The sequence below is a fragment of the Marinobacter sp. P4B1 genome (genome assembly GCF_001447135.1).
Classification (GTDB): domain Bacteria; phylum Pseudomonadota; class Gammaproteobacteria; order Pseudomonadales; family Oleiphilaceae; genus Marinobacter; species Marinobacter vinifirmus.
The window spans coordinates 37,164-52,270 of record NZ_CM003615.1 but is presented as its reverse complement, the minus strand read 5'-3'; the positions used below and the strand labels follow the sequence as shown (position 1 = coordinate 52,270).

The following is a 15,107-nucleotide window of genomic DNA, read 5'->3' as shown; positions in this document are numbered from 1 at the left end:
TTATGCTCACCTTCAACCCAGACGTTCTGCTGTTCTGCCGTGACGTTGTTACCGATTTTGCCCCGGACTCCGCTGGTGATCGGTATGCTGACCTGATCGAATCGGCCCTCACTGAAGCGCAGCTGCTGGCCAATTCAGATACCTATCTGTTGTCTCCTACAGACCTCTACTCTCGTTTGATTCAGCATCTCCAAAGCCCCCAGGTAGAACCTGGTACCGCCGAGCGCCGCGCACGCCTGCGCTGGTACCGAGAGCTTTGTTGGGACTGGATTCGCAGCATCCAGATGGATCAGCCTTCCGGTATCGAGGTTGAGTGCGCAATCGAGCGTGCAGTGTCCGGGGCTGACGATCAGATTCGTGATGGTGTATGGCCGCCAGGTAACGCCGGGCGCGATCGGCTTCGGTGGTTGTTACGGAAATCCGTCGCAAAGCAGTTGCGCGGTTGCAGATAGTCGGCTCCGTGAGATGCTCTTCCCATCGAAACGAGACATAAATACGGAGAGCAGTCCATGGCGAAACAAATCTACTTCCCTGAATTGGCGCAGATCGTGTCCACCCTGCTTGTTCGTCCTGACCTGTTGGGCGAGCTGGATGATGCTTCTCTGCATGAGCGGTTTGCTGCCAGCATTGCTGAGGTGGTCGCTGATTACTGCGGCGGCCTGGTCAATGGTGTTAATGGCTGCGATGTGCCCTGCTCTCCTCTGGACGAGGAAGGTCGGGTCAGCGAAATGGGATCCACTGTCTCTATTGATCCCAGCGACAGCCTGCCCTCGTTGAATCGCAATGTCTGGTCGCTGTACGACTGTCAGGGCTGGGAAGGCTATGAGATGGACGTTGAGGATGGTCAGCCTTACGCCGGGGTGGAAGAGCAGGAAATTATCCAGCACATGCAGAAGGCGCTTCGCCAGATCGCTTGCCATAACCCGGCTGCTCCCGTGCCCGAAATTGAGTCGGATCAAGGCCCAGGAAACTATACCGTTGAGCTGGTGCGTACCGCTTACAGCAAAAAAACGCTCTCTGTGACCGGGGCTGAAAGTCAGCGAGCTGCTGAACGCGCCGCTCTGGATATGGCTGGTGACCACATCTTTTCGGAGTTCGATGCCGACTATGACGTGGAAAGCAGTGCCAAAACCGCTTGAGAGCATCGGTACAGGTCTGCGAAAGCACAGAACCGATACTTCGACTTTCTGAAAGGATGACGACCATGACACTTCGACAGCAAATTGAAGCCGCAGGAATCACCAGCGAGCAACTCGACAGCCTTGTTCACGACGCCGCCAGCCGGATCGCCAGCCGGGTAAACAATGAGGGTCTGGCTGAACAGCTCATTCTGCTCGATCAAGCCGGCTTCAGCGACGAGGAGATTGCAGATGAGCTTGGCTTTGACCTGAAGTAATCCGAAACAGGCGGTCAACGTCCCTTCTTTCCGGGATTTTCGGGTGATCGCCTGATGTAGAGTTTTTTGAGATCTAAAGTAATTGTCCGGGGGTGACTTTGTGAGCGACTTTCTCTATGCGTTGAATGCGGCTGACGCCATAACTGTTGATGGTGGCCCGCTGTTGAGCAGCTTCGAGCATGATGAATTTGATGAGACGGTTACGTTCAGTTGGACGGATGGCGAAGACTCCTTCACCACGGTAGTTGATCGCTTCGGTATTGCGGGTGCCCAACAGCAAGGCAACGGGTACCTTGTAAAGGATCTCGACGGCGAGTTGGTGAGGGTCGAGCTTTTCACGCTTGAACCTATCTATCCTTTGCCTTCCGCTCTCCGGGAGGGCTGGATTCGGGTACTTCAGATGGCCGCTGATGAGGATCTGATTTGCGAGGGGGGCATTAACTCCCTGATGGACGACCTGCTCGATAAAGTGACGGAAGGCCGTCTACAAAACCCGCCCGGCTCTGATGGGTTCGGCCCCCGGCTTGAGGCTCTCTTCGGAGCTTCCCGAGGCCGCGCTTTGGTTCATGTTGCCTACCTGGCCGACGCCCTTGGGGGCGCTACGATATTCCGGAAAGAGGCTTGGCTATCCGTTCTTGACGGCACCAAGAAGGTGGAGCGATCCCTTTGCCAGACTCTGGCTGACTTGTCTCCGGCGGCTGATGGGGGGAGTTGGTGATGCCTGATTGTCCCGGCAAGACCGTCAGCGGTACCATTTACATTGCACCTGGCAACTCCGGTTGCCGGGTATATGCCATCCCTTACCTGATGCGTCCGGGTCAGTCGCCAAGAGACATTGATTACCGGTACCAGCAGGATTGGAGGCTGGCCGCGCAGCTCGATCACAGACTGAACATTGTCACGCTTGATACCCCCTTCCGACACCTCCGGCGCGACATCGAAGGCCAGATGGGCGGGACATTCTTCGAGGCCCAATGGCGAGCCTGACGCCTTTTGCGGTAGTCCGGGACGGACAGTTCGTTCTGGCTGTAGGCTCCTCGCTGGCTGAAGCGTTGGAGTTTGCGGCTGGTTGTTTCTATTCTGGCTCTGTTCCCGCTGATCTTGTTGTACTTGATTCCGCTGTTGAAGAGCCTCCACCCCTGGCCGCTATGCCCTGCTCTGAAGCCCTTCTGATGTCCTTCTCTGACGCTCTGGGCTCCGGCCCTGTGACCATCTCTAATGGCCTGCTTTGGCTTGTTGGCGAAGACCAAGCGCCCGCTGAAGACCAACTTTCGCTGTTCTAGCGCCTTTCTGGCCCGGTTGCAGATTCTGGTGTCCGTGGGATCCTGACTTCCATTAGCCACCAGGAGGACAGGCCAATGTCATTTGCGCCGATGTATCAGAATAGTCAGCGAGCCTTGCGCCGTATTCGACACAAAATCTTCAGTTATCCCGAGCACCGGGAGGCGCAGGCCAGTCGTGTTTTGCACTACCTGAAGGCTCGATACTTGCGCGATCGTCGTGACGAGCGCCTGCACGCCCCTGTCGGCCCCTACAGCGGGTTGTCGCGCCGTGAGCTGGCCGCCACGGGCACTTGTGAAACAGATTGGTTCTGATTCAGCGGGAGTGTGAGAACAATGGTGATGAAGATCGAAGAAACCTTGGAATTTGAGGCTGGCTATACGCGGTACCGGTTCAATGTGTTGAGTGATCCTGACGGCATTCGTCTTTGGCTCACTGATTGGGAGCATAAGATTGATGGCATGAAGGTTAAGAGATGGTCGCACATAGGCGACAACGGAACTTTCACAAAAAGAGATGACATCTTTATCCCGGACGAGGTGGTTGCCCGTGCCAAAGAAAAGATTGTCCGCTCGATACAGTTGATGGAAAAGGGGTGAGGGATGGGTGCAAGCTGGGGAAGTAAATGGTATTCCGTGCTGGACAATGACCCTGCTAAGTGCCGGGTCGAGATGGTTGATTGCCGGCCAGGCCCGATCGGTACCGGTGACGATCCTTGGGTACCGTTGCCGGATCATCTCAGTGGCTGCCAAGAGTTCAGCTCTGAGGCAGTCGCGGTGTCGGCTGTTAGAGCGCATGTGTTGAGCGCGACTCAGGAAAAGATCCTTGAATTGGTGGTCGCCGTCGAACTTCTAAAGCTGAAAATGCAGCGTTTACGGTTACTGGAGCCCAGGTCGTCTGTTCGGGACGAGGAAATTCTGCGCCTGAAGCTGGAAGCCGCCGAGCTTACGGCTGAACTCAAGTATTGGCGGGATCTTCGTCGGGCGAAAATTCCCGTGAGCTAACCTTCTGTCCCGGTTGCAGATGTTCGGTTCCATGAGACATTAAAAGCACCAAAGACATCGGCAACGGAGACGATCATGCTCTCGGAAGATCAGTTCATGGAAACCTACATCCCGGTGCGACTGGAGTGCGAAGGTGAGTACATGCTCAGCACTTGGGATGACGCCGTTGAAGCGGCCGAAGCTCGCGGGATGAATAAGCATCATGTCTGGGCAATTGTGTGCGGCGATGACGACGATACGTTGTACGCCGCACCCGGCTTCCATCACGTTAATGTGCTGGGCTTCATTATGACTGAGAAGCCGTGGGAGACCGGGCTTGAAGACGCTGTATGGATGGAGGATGACTTCGAGCGCGAGGAAGAGTTCGATCTCGACCGCTGCTGCAATGAAATGATGGAGGGTAATCCCAATGCGTAATCAGGCAAAAACTCACGTTCTGGCGCACACCCACGAATACGGCACCACCCGGTACCTGTTTGTGCCGCCAGCGGGCTTTGAGGTGCCCTATGGCTCATTCTTCGGGAGCTCCGAGAGTGATGGCACCGATTACCCGGAGCTTATGGCTTTAATCGCGTTTCTTGAAGTTGATTACGAGCCGGAGAAAAGCGAAACCATCGATATTCTGGTGTGTGACGACACTATCGCTGAGCCTACCTTGCGTGAGCTCCAAAAGCTGATGGTTCAGGAGGCGGCGATCTCTACTTGAATTGGTAGATGATCTGCCACTCTGATGCCCTTGCAGATTCTGATCTCCGTGAGATCTTGGTGTTATCACAATCAAGATCACATCGATGAATTAAGTGAGGTAGGACATGGATCTATTTGAGTGTCAGGAAACTCTGCCAGAAGATGTGCAGGCGATCATTTCCCGGTACACCGATGCGCTGGAGTCTGGTGGCGACAATGGCTATGAGGTCTGCCGTGAGTTCCTCTTTGAGATGGAGATTCGCGGCTACACCTTTGAGTACGGTCTGGACGCGGTGCCGACTGATTTGCGTTTGATTTGAATCTTGTGCTCCGGCCGTTGGTCGGAGCTCCCCTCCCGCCCTTGCAGATCCCTGCTTCCGTGAGATTCTGAATCTGTCGATCCACTAACGATTCATCCTACGCCGGAGGTATTATGTCTATACAGCGCCGTCACACTGCACAGCAACTCGGAGACTGCTTCAAGGTGGCCGCTGAGCTTGCGCTACCCGTCCTTGGTCGACAAAGCCGGCATCTGGATGGGCTCACCGACATTAAGCTCGTTCACGGCATTGTGAGCGGCCAGGGAAAGCTCTCGGGGCTGCGCTTTACACACGCTTGGGTTGAGGGTCTCGACGACAACGGGGTGAAGTACGTTGTCGACGCCTCAAACGGGCGAGAAGTCGCCCTTCCGTCCGATCTGTACTACCTGATCGGTGAAATATCCCCAAGCGAGTGCGTTCGCTTTACGCCGGAGCAAGCCCGCCGACACCTGCTGGATGCCGGGCATTATGGCCCTTGGTGTGGTGCCCCGTTCGAGCACGAAGATCCGGTTCCGGGCGTTGCCGCCTAGTAGGCATCGTAGTCCGGTATAGACAATCCTTTCGCGGCAGCAACGGCCGCTTCGAGGCTTGGGAAGAATCCGTAATTTGTGGATCTGTCCCAAGCCCCGCCATCCAGACATCTCAGATTGTAACGAACCCCCTCGGGCCAAGCCTCCTGCCACCGTTTCGCGTTTTCCTGTTGTCTCGCTTCCCAGTCGGCTTGCGAATAGTCAGGTTCATACCCCATCCGGGACAGTCGTGCCAGGTAGTCTTGGTAAGACTCCGGCTCATGCCGATCCGTCGTGATGTACGGCCGCCGCCACCATACGTTGTGACTGGGAGGGCGAACGTAGTTCGGTGTGATGTCGAAGCCTTCGGGGAGTTTTGGGTCTATGGGTATCCCGTCGATCTCTTTTGGCAGCGGGCTAGGCGTCTCGTTTGTCTTGCTCATATTGTCCCTTGTCTGCTCACGACAATCTGCATTGGTTTGTTCTCATCATACTTCAGTGGGATGTCGCCGCAATGTTTGGGTGGTTGCAGATGCCGAAGCCCATGAGATCTTGAAGGTGTCCAAAGGAACACGGCGGAGTCGCCAGCATTGCTGGTATGCCAAATCCTTGCTTTGAACTCTACCGTTAACTGCCATCCCCAAAGGGCTGATCGGCAGTAATGACTCCAACTACCGAACTGGCCTCAACCTGCACCCGCAGATCAGGCCCCAGTCCAAAAAGGAGATGTAACTATGGCGTTGCAAGCCACGATAACCGAAAAGCAACTGAAGAAAGCTGCAAAGTACCTGAAGCGCGAGCTCAATATGCCTGGACGGGCCGGCAAGCCTGTCACTCATGCATGGCTGCTGGAGAGTCTGTGTCAGGGCCTTTACGGGAAACCTTACGGAGAATTGAGGGCTGCCCTGTTTTCCGGCCAGCACGGCGCTGAGCTCGATTCGGGGGTCAATGCGGCTTCTCCCGTCCTTTTGCTGTCCTATGGCAGTGAGACTGTGCTGACGCTCAATGGCGAGTACGTCTGCTCTCAGAGTCCTGGCAGCGACATGGAAATTCCACTCTCGGCACTCAGCGCCCAAGCCGCCAGCCTCGCCAGCCAGCACGGCTGCACCGCTTCCCAGGTCGAACTTCCTGAGCTGCTCGGTGACGAATGGGAAATAGACGATATTTTGGAACTTGCGGGAAAGCTCGGGTACTTCCGGTACAAAAAGCCTTTTGTTCACCTGCTCTCAGGCACCCCGGTGACTGTCATTTACGGCGGCGTCGCTCAGGTCGAATCGCTCGACGGTGACCACATGGATGCCATCCGGTGTGACATTGACTCCGGCGAGCCTTGGCGTGATGTGTTCGAGCGAAAGCTAGTCTGGAGCCCGGATTTCAGCAAAGGTTTCACAAACTGCGAGCTGTTCTTCTCTTACGAAGAGCTCGGGCGGGCTGAAGAAATCCGGCCGAACGTGTGGCGAGTCACCGCCCGGCACGCGGGACAAACTTTCGAATACGACTTTGAAGTGATTGTCCGGCACTGACGCTAACACGGCGGGGTAGCTCCCGCCGCCTTATGGAGATTGACTATGACCAAGCCAACTCAGCACCAGCTTTATCAACAGTCCCATCGTAACGTGAACGATACCTTGCAGCAGGCCTTGTGGATGGCCGGCAAAATGCCCGATAGCCATGGGCGCATGAACCCAAACCCATTGTCCGAGCAGGAAATCCGAGATCTGGCTGGCTCAGGGAAACCCTATGCCTATGCCTTCCAGGCGATTGTGGCTCCCGAGCCAGACGCGCAAGCGCACTAACCGAACGAAAAGAACGTCGAAAACGGAGGGGTATCAGGAATTAATCCAACCAAAATCACCGTAACATCACGCACCTGAAAACACATCGATCATACGTTAAGTAAGGAAAAACATGGACATCGTATTAATTGTAGCTGGCGTTATCGCCGCCCTGATTATTGTCACCCTGGCAAAAGCCGTTCGGATTGTCCCGCAAGCGGAGGTGCAAGTCGTAGAACGACTGGGACGATTCCACAAAGTCTTGCATGGCGGCCTGAACCTGGTCATTCCATTCATCGACACTGTGCGCTCGAAATTTACCACCGCTGAGCAGGTGGTTGATATCCCCAGTCAAGGGGTGATTACTGCCGATAACGTCCAAATCACGATTGATGGCGTTGTATTCCTTCGGGTGAGTGACGCAAAGCTGGCAACTTACGAGATCTCAAACCTCAAAACAGCCGTGTCGCAACTGGCACAAACTACCCTGCGCTCCGAAATCGGCAAAATGGAACTGGATAATACGCTATCCAGCCGGGAAGAAATGAACGCTGCCTTGTTGCAGGCTTTGGATAACGCCTCCGGCGGTTGGGGTGCCAAAGTTACTCGCGTTGAAATCAGCGACATCTCTGTGCCGGCAAACGTGCAGCGAGCGATGGAACTGCAACTGCAAGCTACCCGTGAGCGTCGTGCGATCGAGACCAAGGCGGCTGCCGATAAGAACGCCACCATCGCCCAGGCCGAAGGCGACAAAGAAAAGGCCTTCCGGGAAGCCGAAGCTCTGGAGCGTACCGCCGAAGCCAAAAAGAAAGAGCAGGTTCTGCTGGCCGAAGCTGCCAAGGAAGCTGAAATCCTCAAAGCAGACGGCCAAAAGCGGGCAATTGAGCTGGTTGCTGAAGGCCTGCGAGACAACCCTGAGGCCGGTGAGTTTATCCTGACTCAGGAGCGTATCGAAGCCTGGAACGGCATTGCCGCCAGCGACAGCCAGAACAAGATCGTCGTGCCCTACGAGGCCAGCAACCTGATCGGTGCGCTAACCATGGCCAAAGACATGCTCGGCAAATCGGCAACTACTACAAAATCCCAGTAAGACAACCATGGAGGCCCCCGGTATTCCGGGGGCAGTACAGTTATGGCATTAACACTATCCTGGTGGGCACTTCTTTCCCTTGGGGTGGCCCTGATCATTGCAGAGTTATTTATCGGCGCGTTTATCGTGCTCTGGTTTGGTATCGGAGCGGTCGTTGCTGGGGCCTTGTCGTTTTTCATTCCTGACATAAATCTTGGTCTGCAACTCCTGCTTGCGAGTCTGATCGGCGTTGTCCTGATGTACTTTTTCCGGGATCGCTACGTGGCAGAGCGTAACGCGACCCAGGAGGATCTCGGTACCTTTCGGGCAACCAAAGGAACGCTTCATCTAACCGAGGAATCCGGCCTCTTTGTCTTCGCCAATGGGACATACTGGCAAATCGGCAACCCTGAAGCGCTGCGAGACAGCGAAAAAGTGAACGGGGCGACTGTTGATGTGGCTGAGTTCCGCAATAACAGGGCGTTTCTGGTAGAACAAACCAAAGATACCGAGCCTGCTTAATTGGGAGCTTGTCCGTGAACTACATTGCCAAAAAGAAGGTGAAGCAACTGGGGGGCAATGTCGTAGGCGTCATTGTCCAAAAGGAACCCGGCAAACTGGCTTCTATCCATGACTCAGGGCGGGTCACATGGCTGAAGCCTGACGTTGCCGGCCCGGTGGATCAAGCCAGCGATTCATGGGCGGGTACTGATGCGCAGGAGATGGATGCCCTGAGAACGATCGCTGAACAACAGGAGCGGTTATTGTCCGTACTAGACAGTCAGTTTCTAGCTCGGGCGGTCAATCGCGAGCTGCTCGAACACCAGATCGGTGAAGCAGAAGACATCGCACAGGGCATTGGCCTGGAACTGGAAGCTGCCGAATCCCGAGGTGCCCAGGCCTCTCCCGAGCAAAAAGCCCGGCGCATGACGCTGCTCACTCAGGTTCACGCCTTGAAGCGACTGCTGGAAAATCTGAAGGGAGCCGAGAGCTCTTGAATCGGAGATGTCAGAAGGGATTAAAGTGAGTCGCTTGCGCGACTCACTGCTTTGAGGCCTTACTTACTGTTTGGTTCTGATGAAGGTTGCTTTGCCGCCATCACCTGAATTTCATTCCAAAACTTCCGATTCGATCTCAGTACCATTATGCCCATGGCGATAGCTGGTACAGAAAGAATCACTGAAGCTGCCAGAATTACTACAAACACGTCAGTCCACATTTGGATTTACCTCTTCCTTTGGCCTGTTAGCCGTTTCACTTGGAGTTGTTCTTCTTAAAATCAAGAAGATCTTCGGTTACACCTAGCGCAGCTTTATCTTTGGACAGGGCCAAAGTCAGCATAACACAGATCACTGCCATCACGATTGCAGCCAAAAGGCCGACAATCATCCAGGCAGACAACGCCAAGTTCATCATCAGCGCCCCAGTGACCAACTGGAAACCCATACCACCAATACCGGTGAGCATGGCTAACAGAACGGCCAGAAGCACTTTCAAGGCGATTCCCATCAGGAACACCCTTTTGTTTAATCCCGCTTTCGCAACGATCAAACCATCCTTATCAAGCTTGGACAGCTTGGCCACCACAGATGCAGTGGACTTGTTCATTAAGTCATTCATCATCTTACCTCTTATAATTTTAGTTATTTAGGGCACCGACCAATCAAGACCGGCGCGACCAGCAACGGGCTGGCACCGTTCTCCCCGAAAGGAGAGTTGCGCTCGAACTTCGAGCGATCTGTCCTGACGGACAAATTCTTCATCAAACTCAGGAAGACTTCTTAACGAAGCCCTCCTGAGAGTGGGAGTCTCACGCGGACAAGGCTTCCCTCTCATAGAGTTCACCTGCATCCTTATGCGAGAGTTCACCCTGGTTAACCCGGCGAACCAGATCATTGACCAAAGTGCCTCTCTCCCATTCAGCGGTTCCACAGAACTCCGCCAGCACATCGCCTGAGGCAATGTCACGAAATCCGTCGCGGAACGCTTCCAGTAGAACTTCCTCTGCCGTATCCCTGGTCAGATGACCAATGAATCCAGATTCATTGAACACCTGGTACCGGTATCGTCCCGGCTCAGCGGCATCCTCCAATACCACGCAGTAAGCACTGCGGGATTTCAGGGTCAGGCCTACGCCTTGCTCCAGAAATTTGTATTGGATTCGCTGATAACGGGCATTCATGGCAGCCGCCTCGTCGCGGAGCTGGATACAAACGTCACGCTTGGCGTCATCTGTTTCCTGCTGCAACTCGGATTCCCAAAGATCGATTTGATCCTGGTAGTACAGAACGGGGTCGTCGTACTTGGACATCATGCTTCTCCTCAAAATGAGCAGAAGCACCGTCCCACCAGGGAGAGAGCCCCTGCTGGGTTGAAATGGTTAAGGTGATGCCGGCGGCATCGAAGAGTTGATCCTGAGCTATTCAGGGCTCCGGCCATTCAAGGACGGGGCGGCCAGCGGCGGGCTGGTACCGTTCTCTCCAGGGGAGAGGTGCGCTCGAACATCGAGCGATCTGTCCATAGGGACAAGATTCTTGATCCATGCCATTTCGGCGATTTGGGTGATTAATTGTCATTGTACGAGCACCCCGGCATGACTTCTGGCGAAAACACCCCCTAAAATCCTCGTCTTTCAGCGACGATCCTGCGGCATATACCGCGATAATCCTCAGGGAACCTGCAACCCGGTGCGACATGATTGAACTCATACAAATATCAAAGGATTTCAAGCTCAAGAAAAAACGGCAACTAAAGCAACACCCTCAAATTGATGGCAAACACTTCCACGCTCTGCGCAACGTGTCGCTTTCAGTTAGACCGGGGGAAGTTCATGGGCTGGTTGGAAGCAACGGAAGTGGTAAATCCACCCTGCTGCGAATAGCCGCAGGCCTGTCCCGACAAACCAGCGGCCAGGTAAAGATCGACGGGAAAACGCTGCTGGATGGCCAAAAACCCGACATCGGCTACCTTCCGTCTTCCGGGGCTCTCTATCCATTCTTGTCCGCGAAAGACAATGTGCGCTTCTATGGCAAGCTCGCCGGGCTTCGGGGAGCCCGGCTGGAGACCGAAACCGATCGGATTATGGAGATGATGGGCTGCACCGCCTATGTCGATGCCATGCCCGAAGAACTGAGTTTCGGCATGGGACAAAGGGTACGACTGTCTCGACTGCTCATCACATCCCCGTCAGCCCTGCTGCTCGATGAGCCGTCATCCGGGGTTGATGTCATCGGCACCCTGCATTTCGAGCAAACCCTCCGGGAAGTCTCCAAAACCAACGTGCCGATCATTCTGGTGAGCCACAACGCCGGGGAAATCGAGCGGCTGTGCGATGACCTGACGTTCCTGCACCAGGGCTCTGTCCATTATCAGGGTGATATCGACAGCATGATCGAAAATCACGAGTCCCAGTCCCTCGCTCACGCTATGTATGACATCAGCAAGGAGCTTACCCAATGATCGCCGCCCAAATTGCCAAGGACTTCGCGAAGATCCGGTACTCTCTGGCCAAGGCAATCCCTTTGCTGCTGCTCGCTATTGCGATTGTCATCCCCATTGCCTTGATCCTCGATCGATCCGTTCAGGGCGAGAACACTCCGGCACCCGATACCGGGAACACAAAGTACCCCGTCGTCATTTCCCAGTCATTGCAGACATCTGGCCTGGCACAGGCCCTTGCAGGTAACGACGCGTTGAGTGTCCGCTTCGAACAATCTGCCGCCCTCATTAAGCAAGACATTCGTGATCGCAAAGCTCGATTTGCCATCACGCAGGACGACGCAGGGCACGTCGTTATGCTCACTCGATCCGCTGCGGACGCCGGAATAATCCTGAATGAGGCAAGCATTCCGATATCACTGTCCGGCGATGAAACGTCTATCACGGTGAAAACCATCAGCGGGCTCAATGACCAGTCCGCCGGGGCCAAAGCCGCTTGGGCCATCCTGGTTACCTTCATCATCCTGGCCAACATGATCAGCTCATTTCTGGTCTGGGAAGAGCGCTCCAAAGGCTACCTTGAAGAGCTGATTGCCTCTCCGGCTACGCACACCTCTATCATGATCAGCAAGCTGTTCTCGGTTATGCTCGCTTGTGCGGCCGTCGTGCTTCCTATCATCCTGCTTGGCGTCATCGTGGTGCTGGTTGCATCCTTCGCCGGCAGCGGAGAGTCTGTGTCCGACAGCTTCCGCATATTCGCCAACCTGAGCGCCTCAGCGTATCTCGACCTGGCCTTCTTCGCTGGCGCAATCATCTTCGCCATCTCAACCATTTGCGCCATCCTCGTTGTTGTTCAAATCACCCTTCGGGATCGGATGGTCATCTCCGTTTTTCAAATGGTGCTCAGCGTCCCTCTTTTCTTTGTCCCAGTCGTACTGCCTGCATATTTGTTCGAGAACGCCTCCTGGGCGTGGGCCATTCCTGTCGTCAACATCTATGCCGACCTCTCATACGCCATGGTGAACAGCCTGTCGGATTACAGCTTCATGCCTATGATGGCAACCAACATCATCGCCACCGGACTTGTGATTGCCGTCGGCCGATTCGCCGTCGCTCGTATCAGGGAATGGCCTGCACGTTAAACCAGAAGGACGCTTGGATCTCGATGCCGCCCGGAGCCTCGGGGAATTAGGGTTGCCATTGTCTGTGTAGGACGATTTAATCTGTGCGCTTGGCGAATCTTCGCAACATCCCGATCCAAGTTAACCGCGTGGCCAGGATCAACCGTCCAGCATCACCGATTACTTTTTGGGGTGGCGTTTCTGGGGTCTGAATTCAGTAACCTCTTCATCTACACGAAGTCATCGAACGTCTCATGGGCTCCTTCTGATCTAATAGCATTGCAGACGAAGCATAGCGTGAGAAGCTAAGCGCATTCGTCTAAAAATCGCGGAGAACACTATGTCTTTTGCTGGCACTGCTATCGAACTATGGGAGAAGCTTACCGGGACCAAGGTCAACGCACGATCGTTTTCCGGCTCAATCGGACAGTCATTTTCACTGTTTCAGGCCAATCAGAAGATCCAGCAAGCTCAGGCGCTCAACGATGATACGGCAGTAACGCTGATCATCCGACAGCTTCTGGCCGACTATACCCAGAGCGTTTCCTTCCGGTTTACCCTCGCGGATCTGCTTGAAAGCGTCCCAGATGACTTCGAGCGCATGGTTGAACCAGCCCGGGAGCTGCAAACCTTCCTCAATTCTGACGACATCCGGGGAGCTCATGACGCTTTTTTCATCGATTGCCTGGACGCCCTGGCCCATTACCGCAACCAACCCGTTTCGAGCACTACAGAGCAAACACGGGCATTCGTGGAGCACCAAAGCGGCTTGATAGGTCTGGACGCTCACCAGGACCTGGAGAAGCTCACCAAGCTCACGATGTTCGACGGCGACGCCGCTGAGAACGAACCCCCAAAAATCAACCGCCTGATTTTCGCTTTCGAGACATTGGAGGAGCTGATCGATCATGGTGCCAGCATCCCGTCTGGCTTCTCGCTTTGTGCCATTACATCTAGTCACATCAGCGACAGCTACTTCGTTCTGGTTGTCCGGAGCGGAGAACGAGTAATCATTGTGACCGACAAGGGCACCTACACCCACCCGCTCCAGCAGGCCCGGATGCGCAATCGCAACGACAGGTACAACCTGGATCGAATCGAAAACAGCCGTTTCCCGTATGACCTGCTCAACATTCAGTGGTCAGATAATGGCCGGCGAGCCGCCCAGGGATCGGGAAGCCGGGACATCACGGTGAGCGACACTGGTTTTCGCGTGCTTGGCGCGATTTCTGACCTTGATGACTGGGATCTGTTGTGGCTTCACCTGTTCATTGAGCAATGCCGGCAACGCTATTTTGTGGAGGGCGTCATTGAGCCGGTCATGGCTACCGGTTCGATGATCCAGCTGACGCATTCATTGGCCGGCGACGATCGGTATCCAGTGCCGGCCAGCCAGCGTTTCGAGATTGAAACGCGGACGAGCACCGAGCTGTCCACAGACTTCATGCACTCTATCGAGCCAGACTGGCAGGACCGGGCTAACCCGAACGGATGGATGGAAGAAAGGTTTGCGGGGGAGGTTCCCGAAGACAGCCTGTATATTCCCCCCTCCGCACTGAGCTCACACGACGAGGTTGTGCTGATCTCGAAGGATGGCGAAGAGCCAGAGATCTCAGCGATCGATACCCGTGAAATGTCCTTCTTCGACAAGGAAAGGCTCAGCACCATCAACCTCCAACCCATTGACCCGTTCGCTCTGGCTACCAAGGAACGGATTGTGCGCGACGCTCATTTTCTGGCCCGCCATAACCAGAGCAAGGTGATTGAGAAGCTGGTGAAAGCGGACTATAAGAGCCGTAAGCGCGAGGTGATTGAGTGGTTCAACAAGGCTGTCGCCGACCATCTTCCAAACTTCGTCGACGAGCTTCTGGCGCTCAATCATGAGTATTTCTTCGTGGACTGCGAGGCGTTCGAGGGCATTGTAGACGCGCTCAAAGGACGCCCTTCTTTCAGCGGCATCCAAACTCGCAGCGGAACCCGCCAACGGGAAATTCTGGTAGATTACGAGCCACTCGCAAAACAGCGAGTTTTCAATCGGAGCATCGAAGAAGCGACACCTCAAATCAAGCACCATCTTGGGCTGGTGGATTACGAGGAGCAGCGCCACCTGTGTTATCTCGATAACGATGAGACTGCCAAGGTTTTTCTGTACCTCAGTGTTGCCAACGTGGCCGATATCATGAAGTTGACGGGCCTATCACTGGAGCAGATTCCGCCGGAGCTGCATTCCCGAGGAATCGATGTTTATACCGGAAACAGCATCCTGGACCGCATCGACCCTCTGGCCACCCTGCGCAATCCGTGGGACAAGCTTCCGCTTCATTTCTGTCTACCGGTGAGCCTGAAGGGCTTCAAGGCCTGGCGCAAGGCGCGTGGGCTCGATACGCCAAAAGCACCGGACCTTCCGGCTTGGAGTAGGCAGAAGGCGCGGGAAATGTGGGTTCGGTACAATCAGGAAGGCGATACAGCCGAGTTGGGCAGATAATCCGAATACCCGTAGGTTCTTC

Annotated in this window: 23 protein-coding genes; 20 read left to right on the top strand and 3 right to left on the bottom strand. The window is 54.8% G+C overall.

Annotation, left to right across the window (positions count from 1 at the left end; all coding sequences use genetic code 11):
- Nucleotides 1-2 precede the first annotated feature (2 nt).
- The 12 genes from AQ621_RS00295 (at nucleotide 3) to AQ621_RS00240 (ending at nucleotide 5,218) form a co-directional block, all read left to right on the top strand.
- On the top strand, nucleotides 3-452 hold the full coding sequence (locus AQ621_RS00295; protein WP_058339776.1) for a hypothetical protein: 450 nt from the start codon (nucleotides 3-5) through the stop codon (nucleotides 450-452).
- A gap of 57 nt (nucleotides 453-509) precedes the next feature.
- A complete protein-coding gene (locus tag AQ621_RS00290; protein WP_058339775.1) occupies nucleotides 510-1,139 on the top strand; it encodes a hypothetical protein in 630 nt (209 codons plus the stop codon).
- Nucleotides 1,140-1,204: 65 nt separating this feature from the next.
- The gene (locus AQ621_RS00285) at nucleotides 1,205-1,396 is read left to right on the top strand and encodes a hypothetical protein (protein WP_058339774.1); all 192 of its coding nucleotides are present in this window, start codon (nucleotides 1,205-1,207) and stop codon (nucleotides 1,394-1,396) included.
- A gap of 100 nt (nucleotides 1,397-1,496) precedes the next feature.
- Nucleotides 1,497-2,114 carry a hypothetical protein gene (locus AQ621_RS00280; RefSeq protein ID WP_058339773.1) on the top strand — a complete coding sequence of 206 codons (618 nt, stop codon included), beginning with the start codon at nucleotides 1,497-1,499 and terminating at the stop codon, nucleotides 2,112-2,114.
- The gene (locus AQ621_RS00275; RefSeq protein ID WP_058339772.1) at nucleotides 2,114-2,383 is read left to right on the top strand and encodes a hypothetical protein; all 270 of its coding nucleotides are present in this window, start codon (nucleotides 2,114-2,116) and stop codon (nucleotides 2,381-2,383) included. The genes AQ621_RS00280 and AQ621_RS00275 overlap by 1 nt, the downstream gene beginning before the upstream one ends.
- A gap of 371 nt (nucleotides 2,384-2,754) precedes the next feature.
- Nucleotides 2,755-2,991, top strand: a complete 237-nt coding sequence (locus AQ621_RS00265) for a hypothetical protein (RefSeq protein WP_058339770.1) — start codon at nucleotides 2,755-2,757, stop codon at nucleotides 2,989-2,991.
- 21 nt (nucleotides 2,992-3,012) lie between these two features.
- Complete coding sequence (locus AQ621_RS00260) at nucleotides 3,013-3,276, top strand: hypothetical protein (RefSeq protein ID WP_058339769.1); 264 nt, start codon at nucleotides 3,013-3,015, stop codon at nucleotides 3,274-3,276.
- 3 nt (nucleotides 3,277-3,279) lie between these two features.
- On the top strand, nucleotides 3,280-3,681 hold the full coding sequence (locus AQ621_RS00255) for a hypothetical protein (protein WP_058339768.1): 402 nt from the start codon (nucleotides 3,280-3,282) through the stop codon (nucleotides 3,679-3,681).
- A 75-nt stretch (nucleotides 3,682-3,756) separates the two neighbouring features.
- Complete coding sequence (locus tag AQ621_RS00250; RefSeq protein WP_058339767.1) at nucleotides 3,757-4,098, top strand: hypothetical protein; 342 nt, start codon at nucleotides 3,757-3,759, stop codon at nucleotides 4,096-4,098.
- Nucleotides 4,091-4,387 carry a hypothetical protein gene (locus tag AQ621_RS00245; protein WP_058339766.1) on the top strand — a complete coding sequence of 99 codons (297 nt, stop codon included), beginning with the start codon at nucleotides 4,091-4,093 and terminating at the stop codon, nucleotides 4,385-4,387. Before AQ621_RS00250 ends, AQ621_RS00245 begins: the two co-directional genes overlap by 8 nt.
- Before the next feature lie 106 nt (nucleotides 4,388-4,493).
- A complete protein-coding gene (locus tag AQ621_RS17480) occupies nucleotides 4,494-4,688 on the top strand; it encodes a hypothetical protein (protein WP_145840208.1) in 195 nt (64 codons plus the stop codon).
- A gap of 113 nt (nucleotides 4,689-4,801) precedes the next feature.
- Nucleotides 4,802-5,218 carry a hypothetical protein gene (locus AQ621_RS00240; protein WP_058339765.1) on the top strand — a complete coding sequence of 139 codons (417 nt, stop codon included), beginning with the start codon at nucleotides 4,802-4,804 and terminating at the stop codon, nucleotides 5,216-5,218.
- Here the strand turns inward: AQ621_RS00240 and AQ621_RS00235 are convergent.
- Entirely contained in the window at nucleotides 5,215-5,640 is a 426-nt protein-coding gene (locus AQ621_RS00235) for a hypothetical protein (RefSeq protein ID WP_058339764.1), read from the bottom strand. The two genes, AQ621_RS00240 and AQ621_RS00235, sit on opposite strands and share 4 nt — an antisense overlap.
- Before the next feature lie 291 nt (nucleotides 5,641-5,931).
- Between AQ621_RS00235 and AQ621_RS00230 the strand changes: the two genes are divergently transcribed.
- The 5 genes from AQ621_RS00230 to AQ621_RS00210 all read left to right on the top strand — a co-directional run bounded on the left by AQ621_RS00230 (nucleotide 5,932) and on the right by AQ621_RS00210 (nucleotide 9,039).
- Complete coding sequence (locus tag AQ621_RS00230) at nucleotides 5,932-6,720, top strand: hypothetical protein (protein ID WP_058339763.1); 789 nt, start codon at nucleotides 5,932-5,934, stop codon at nucleotides 6,718-6,720.
- 45 nt (nucleotides 6,721-6,765) lie between these two features.
- The gene (locus tag AQ621_RS00225; protein ID WP_058339762.1) at nucleotides 6,766-6,993 is read left to right on the top strand and encodes a hypothetical protein; all 228 of its coding nucleotides are present in this window, start codon (nucleotides 6,766-6,768) and stop codon (nucleotides 6,991-6,993) included.
- Nucleotides 6,994-7,105: 112 nt separating this feature from the next.
- Nucleotides 7,106-8,062, top strand: coding sequence for an SPFH domain-containing protein (locus tag AQ621_RS00220; protein ID WP_058339761.1), 957 nt, complete (start codon nucleotides 7,106-7,108; stop codon nucleotides 8,060-8,062).
- Between the two features lie 42 nt (nucleotides 8,063-8,104).
- Complete coding sequence (locus tag AQ621_RS00215) at nucleotides 8,105-8,563, top strand: NfeD family protein (protein ID WP_058339760.1); 459 nt, start codon at nucleotides 8,105-8,107, stop codon at nucleotides 8,561-8,563.
- Nucleotides 8,564-8,577: 14 nt separating this feature from the next.
- Complete coding sequence (locus AQ621_RS00210) at nucleotides 8,578-9,039, top strand: hypothetical protein (RefSeq protein ID WP_058339759.1); 462 nt, start codon at nucleotides 8,578-8,580, stop codon at nucleotides 9,037-9,039.
- Between the two features lie 256 nt (nucleotides 9,040-9,295).
- On the opposite strand, the gene AQ621_RS00205 is transcribed toward AQ621_RS00210, so the two are convergent.
- Together AQ621_RS00205 and AQ621_RS00200 are read right to left on the bottom strand one after the other, a co-directional pair.
- Nucleotides 9,296-9,664 carry a hypothetical protein gene (locus AQ621_RS00205; RefSeq protein ID WP_158499510.1) on the bottom strand — a complete coding sequence of 123 codons (369 nt, stop codon included), beginning with the start codon at nucleotides 9,662-9,664 and terminating at the stop codon, nucleotides 9,296-9,298.
- A gap of 187 nt (nucleotides 9,665-9,851) precedes the next feature.
- Complete coding sequence (locus tag AQ621_RS00200) at nucleotides 9,852-10,355, bottom strand: hypothetical protein (protein ID WP_145840206.1); 504 nt, start codon at nucleotides 10,353-10,355, stop codon at nucleotides 9,852-9,854.
- Nucleotides 10,356-10,735: 380 nt separating this feature from the next.
- On the opposite strand from AQ621_RS00200, the gene AQ621_RS00195 reads away from it, so the two are divergent.
- The 3 genes from AQ621_RS00195 to AQ621_RS00185 all read left to right on the top strand — a co-directional run bounded on the left by AQ621_RS00195 (nucleotide 10,736) and on the right by AQ621_RS00185 (nucleotide 15,085).
- The gene (locus AQ621_RS00195) at nucleotides 10,736-11,500 is read left to right on the top strand and encodes an ABC transporter ATP-binding protein (protein WP_058339756.1); all 765 of its coding nucleotides are present in this window, start codon (nucleotides 10,736-10,738) and stop codon (nucleotides 11,498-11,500) included.
- Nucleotides 11,497-12,621: an ABC transporter permease subunit gene (locus AQ621_RS00190; RefSeq protein ID WP_058339755.1), complete on the top strand. Its 1,125-nt coding sequence runs from the start codon at nucleotides 11,497-11,499 to the stop codon at nucleotides 12,619-12,621. The genes AQ621_RS00195 and AQ621_RS00190 overlap by 4 nt, the downstream gene beginning before the upstream one ends.
- A 319-nt stretch (nucleotides 12,622-12,940) precedes the next feature.
- Nucleotides 12,941-15,085, top strand: a complete 2,145-nt coding sequence (locus AQ621_RS00185) for a hypothetical protein (RefSeq protein ID WP_058339754.1) — start codon at nucleotides 12,941-12,943, stop codon at nucleotides 15,083-15,085.
- Nucleotides 15,086-15,107: the final 22 nt, after the last annotated feature.

Bases quoted from the DNA above. Each gene is read 5' to 3' on its own strand.
- AQ621_RS00295 (WP_058339776.1), top strand. From the start codon at position 3: ATGCTCACCTTCAACCCAGACGTTCTGCTGTTCTGCCGTGACGTTGTT.
- AQ621_RS00290 (WP_058339775.1), top strand. From the start codon at position 510: ATGGCGAAACAAATCTACTTCCCTGAATTGGCGCAGATCGTGTCCACC.
- AQ621_RS00285 (WP_058339774.1), top strand. From the start codon at position 1,205: ATGACACTTCGACAGCAAATTGAAGCCGCAGGAATCACCAGCGAGCAA.
- AQ621_RS00275 (WP_058339772.1), top strand. From the start codon at position 2,114: ATGCCTGATTGTCCCGGCAAGACCGTCAGCGGTACCATTTACATTGCA.
- AQ621_RS00265 (WP_058339770.1), top strand. From the start codon at position 2,755: ATGTCATTTGCGCCGATGTATCAGAATAGTCAGCGAGCCTTGCGCCGT.
- AQ621_RS00260 (WP_058339769.1), top strand. From the start codon at position 3,013: ATGGTGATGAAGATCGAAGAAACCTTGGAATTTGAGGCTGGCTATACG.
- AQ621_RS00255 (WP_058339768.1), top strand. From the start codon at position 3,280: ATGGGTGCAAGCTGGGGAAGTAAATGGTATTCCGTGCTGGACAATGAC.
- AQ621_RS00250 (WP_058339767.1), top strand. From the start codon at position 3,757: ATGCTCTCGGAAGATCAGTTCATGGAAACCTACATCCCGGTGCGACTG.
- AQ621_RS00245 (WP_058339766.1), top strand. From the start codon at position 4,091: ATGCGTAATCAGGCAAAAACTCACGTTCTGGCGCACACCCACGAATAC.
- AQ621_RS17480 (WP_145840208.1), top strand. From the start codon at position 4,494: ATGGATCTATTTGAGTGTCAGGAAACTCTGCCAGAAGATGTGCAGGCG.
- AQ621_RS00240 (WP_058339765.1), top strand. From the start codon at position 4,802: ATGTCTATACAGCGCCGTCACACTGCACAGCAACTCGGAGACTGCTTC.
- AQ621_RS00235 (WP_058339764.1), bottom strand. From the start codon at position 5,640: ATGAGCAAGACAAACGAGACGCCTAGCCCGCTGCCAAAAGAGATCGAC.
- AQ621_RS00230 (WP_058339763.1), top strand. From the start codon at position 5,932: ATGGCGTTGCAAGCCACGATAACCGAAAAGCAACTGAAGAAAGCTGCA.
- AQ621_RS00225 (WP_058339762.1), top strand. From the start codon at position 6,766: ATGACCAAGCCAACTCAGCACCAGCTTTATCAACAGTCCCATCGTAAC.
- AQ621_RS00220 (WP_058339761.1), top strand. From the start codon at position 7,106: ATGGACATCGTATTAATTGTAGCTGGCGTTATCGCCGCCCTGATTATT.
- AQ621_RS00215 (WP_058339760.1), top strand. From the start codon at position 8,105: ATGGCATTAACACTATCCTGGTGGGCACTTCTTTCCCTTGGGGTGGCC.
- AQ621_RS00205 (WP_158499510.1), bottom strand. From the start codon at position 9,664: ATGATGAATGACTTAATGAACAAGTCCACTGCATCTGTGGTGGCCAAG.
- AQ621_RS00200 (WP_145840206.1), bottom strand. From the start codon at position 10,355: ATGATGTCCAAGTACGACGACCCCGTTCTGTACTACCAGGATCAAATC.
- AQ621_RS00195 (WP_058339756.1), top strand. From the start codon at position 10,736: ATGATTGAACTCATACAAATATCAAAGGATTTCAAGCTCAAGAAAAAA.
- AQ621_RS00190 (WP_058339755.1), top strand. From the start codon at position 11,497: ATGATCGCCGCCCAAATTGCCAAGGACTTCGCGAAGATCCGGTACTCT.
- AQ621_RS00185 (WP_058339754.1), top strand. From the start codon at position 12,941: ATGTCTTTTGCTGGCACTGCTATCGAACTATGGGAGAAGCTTACCGGG.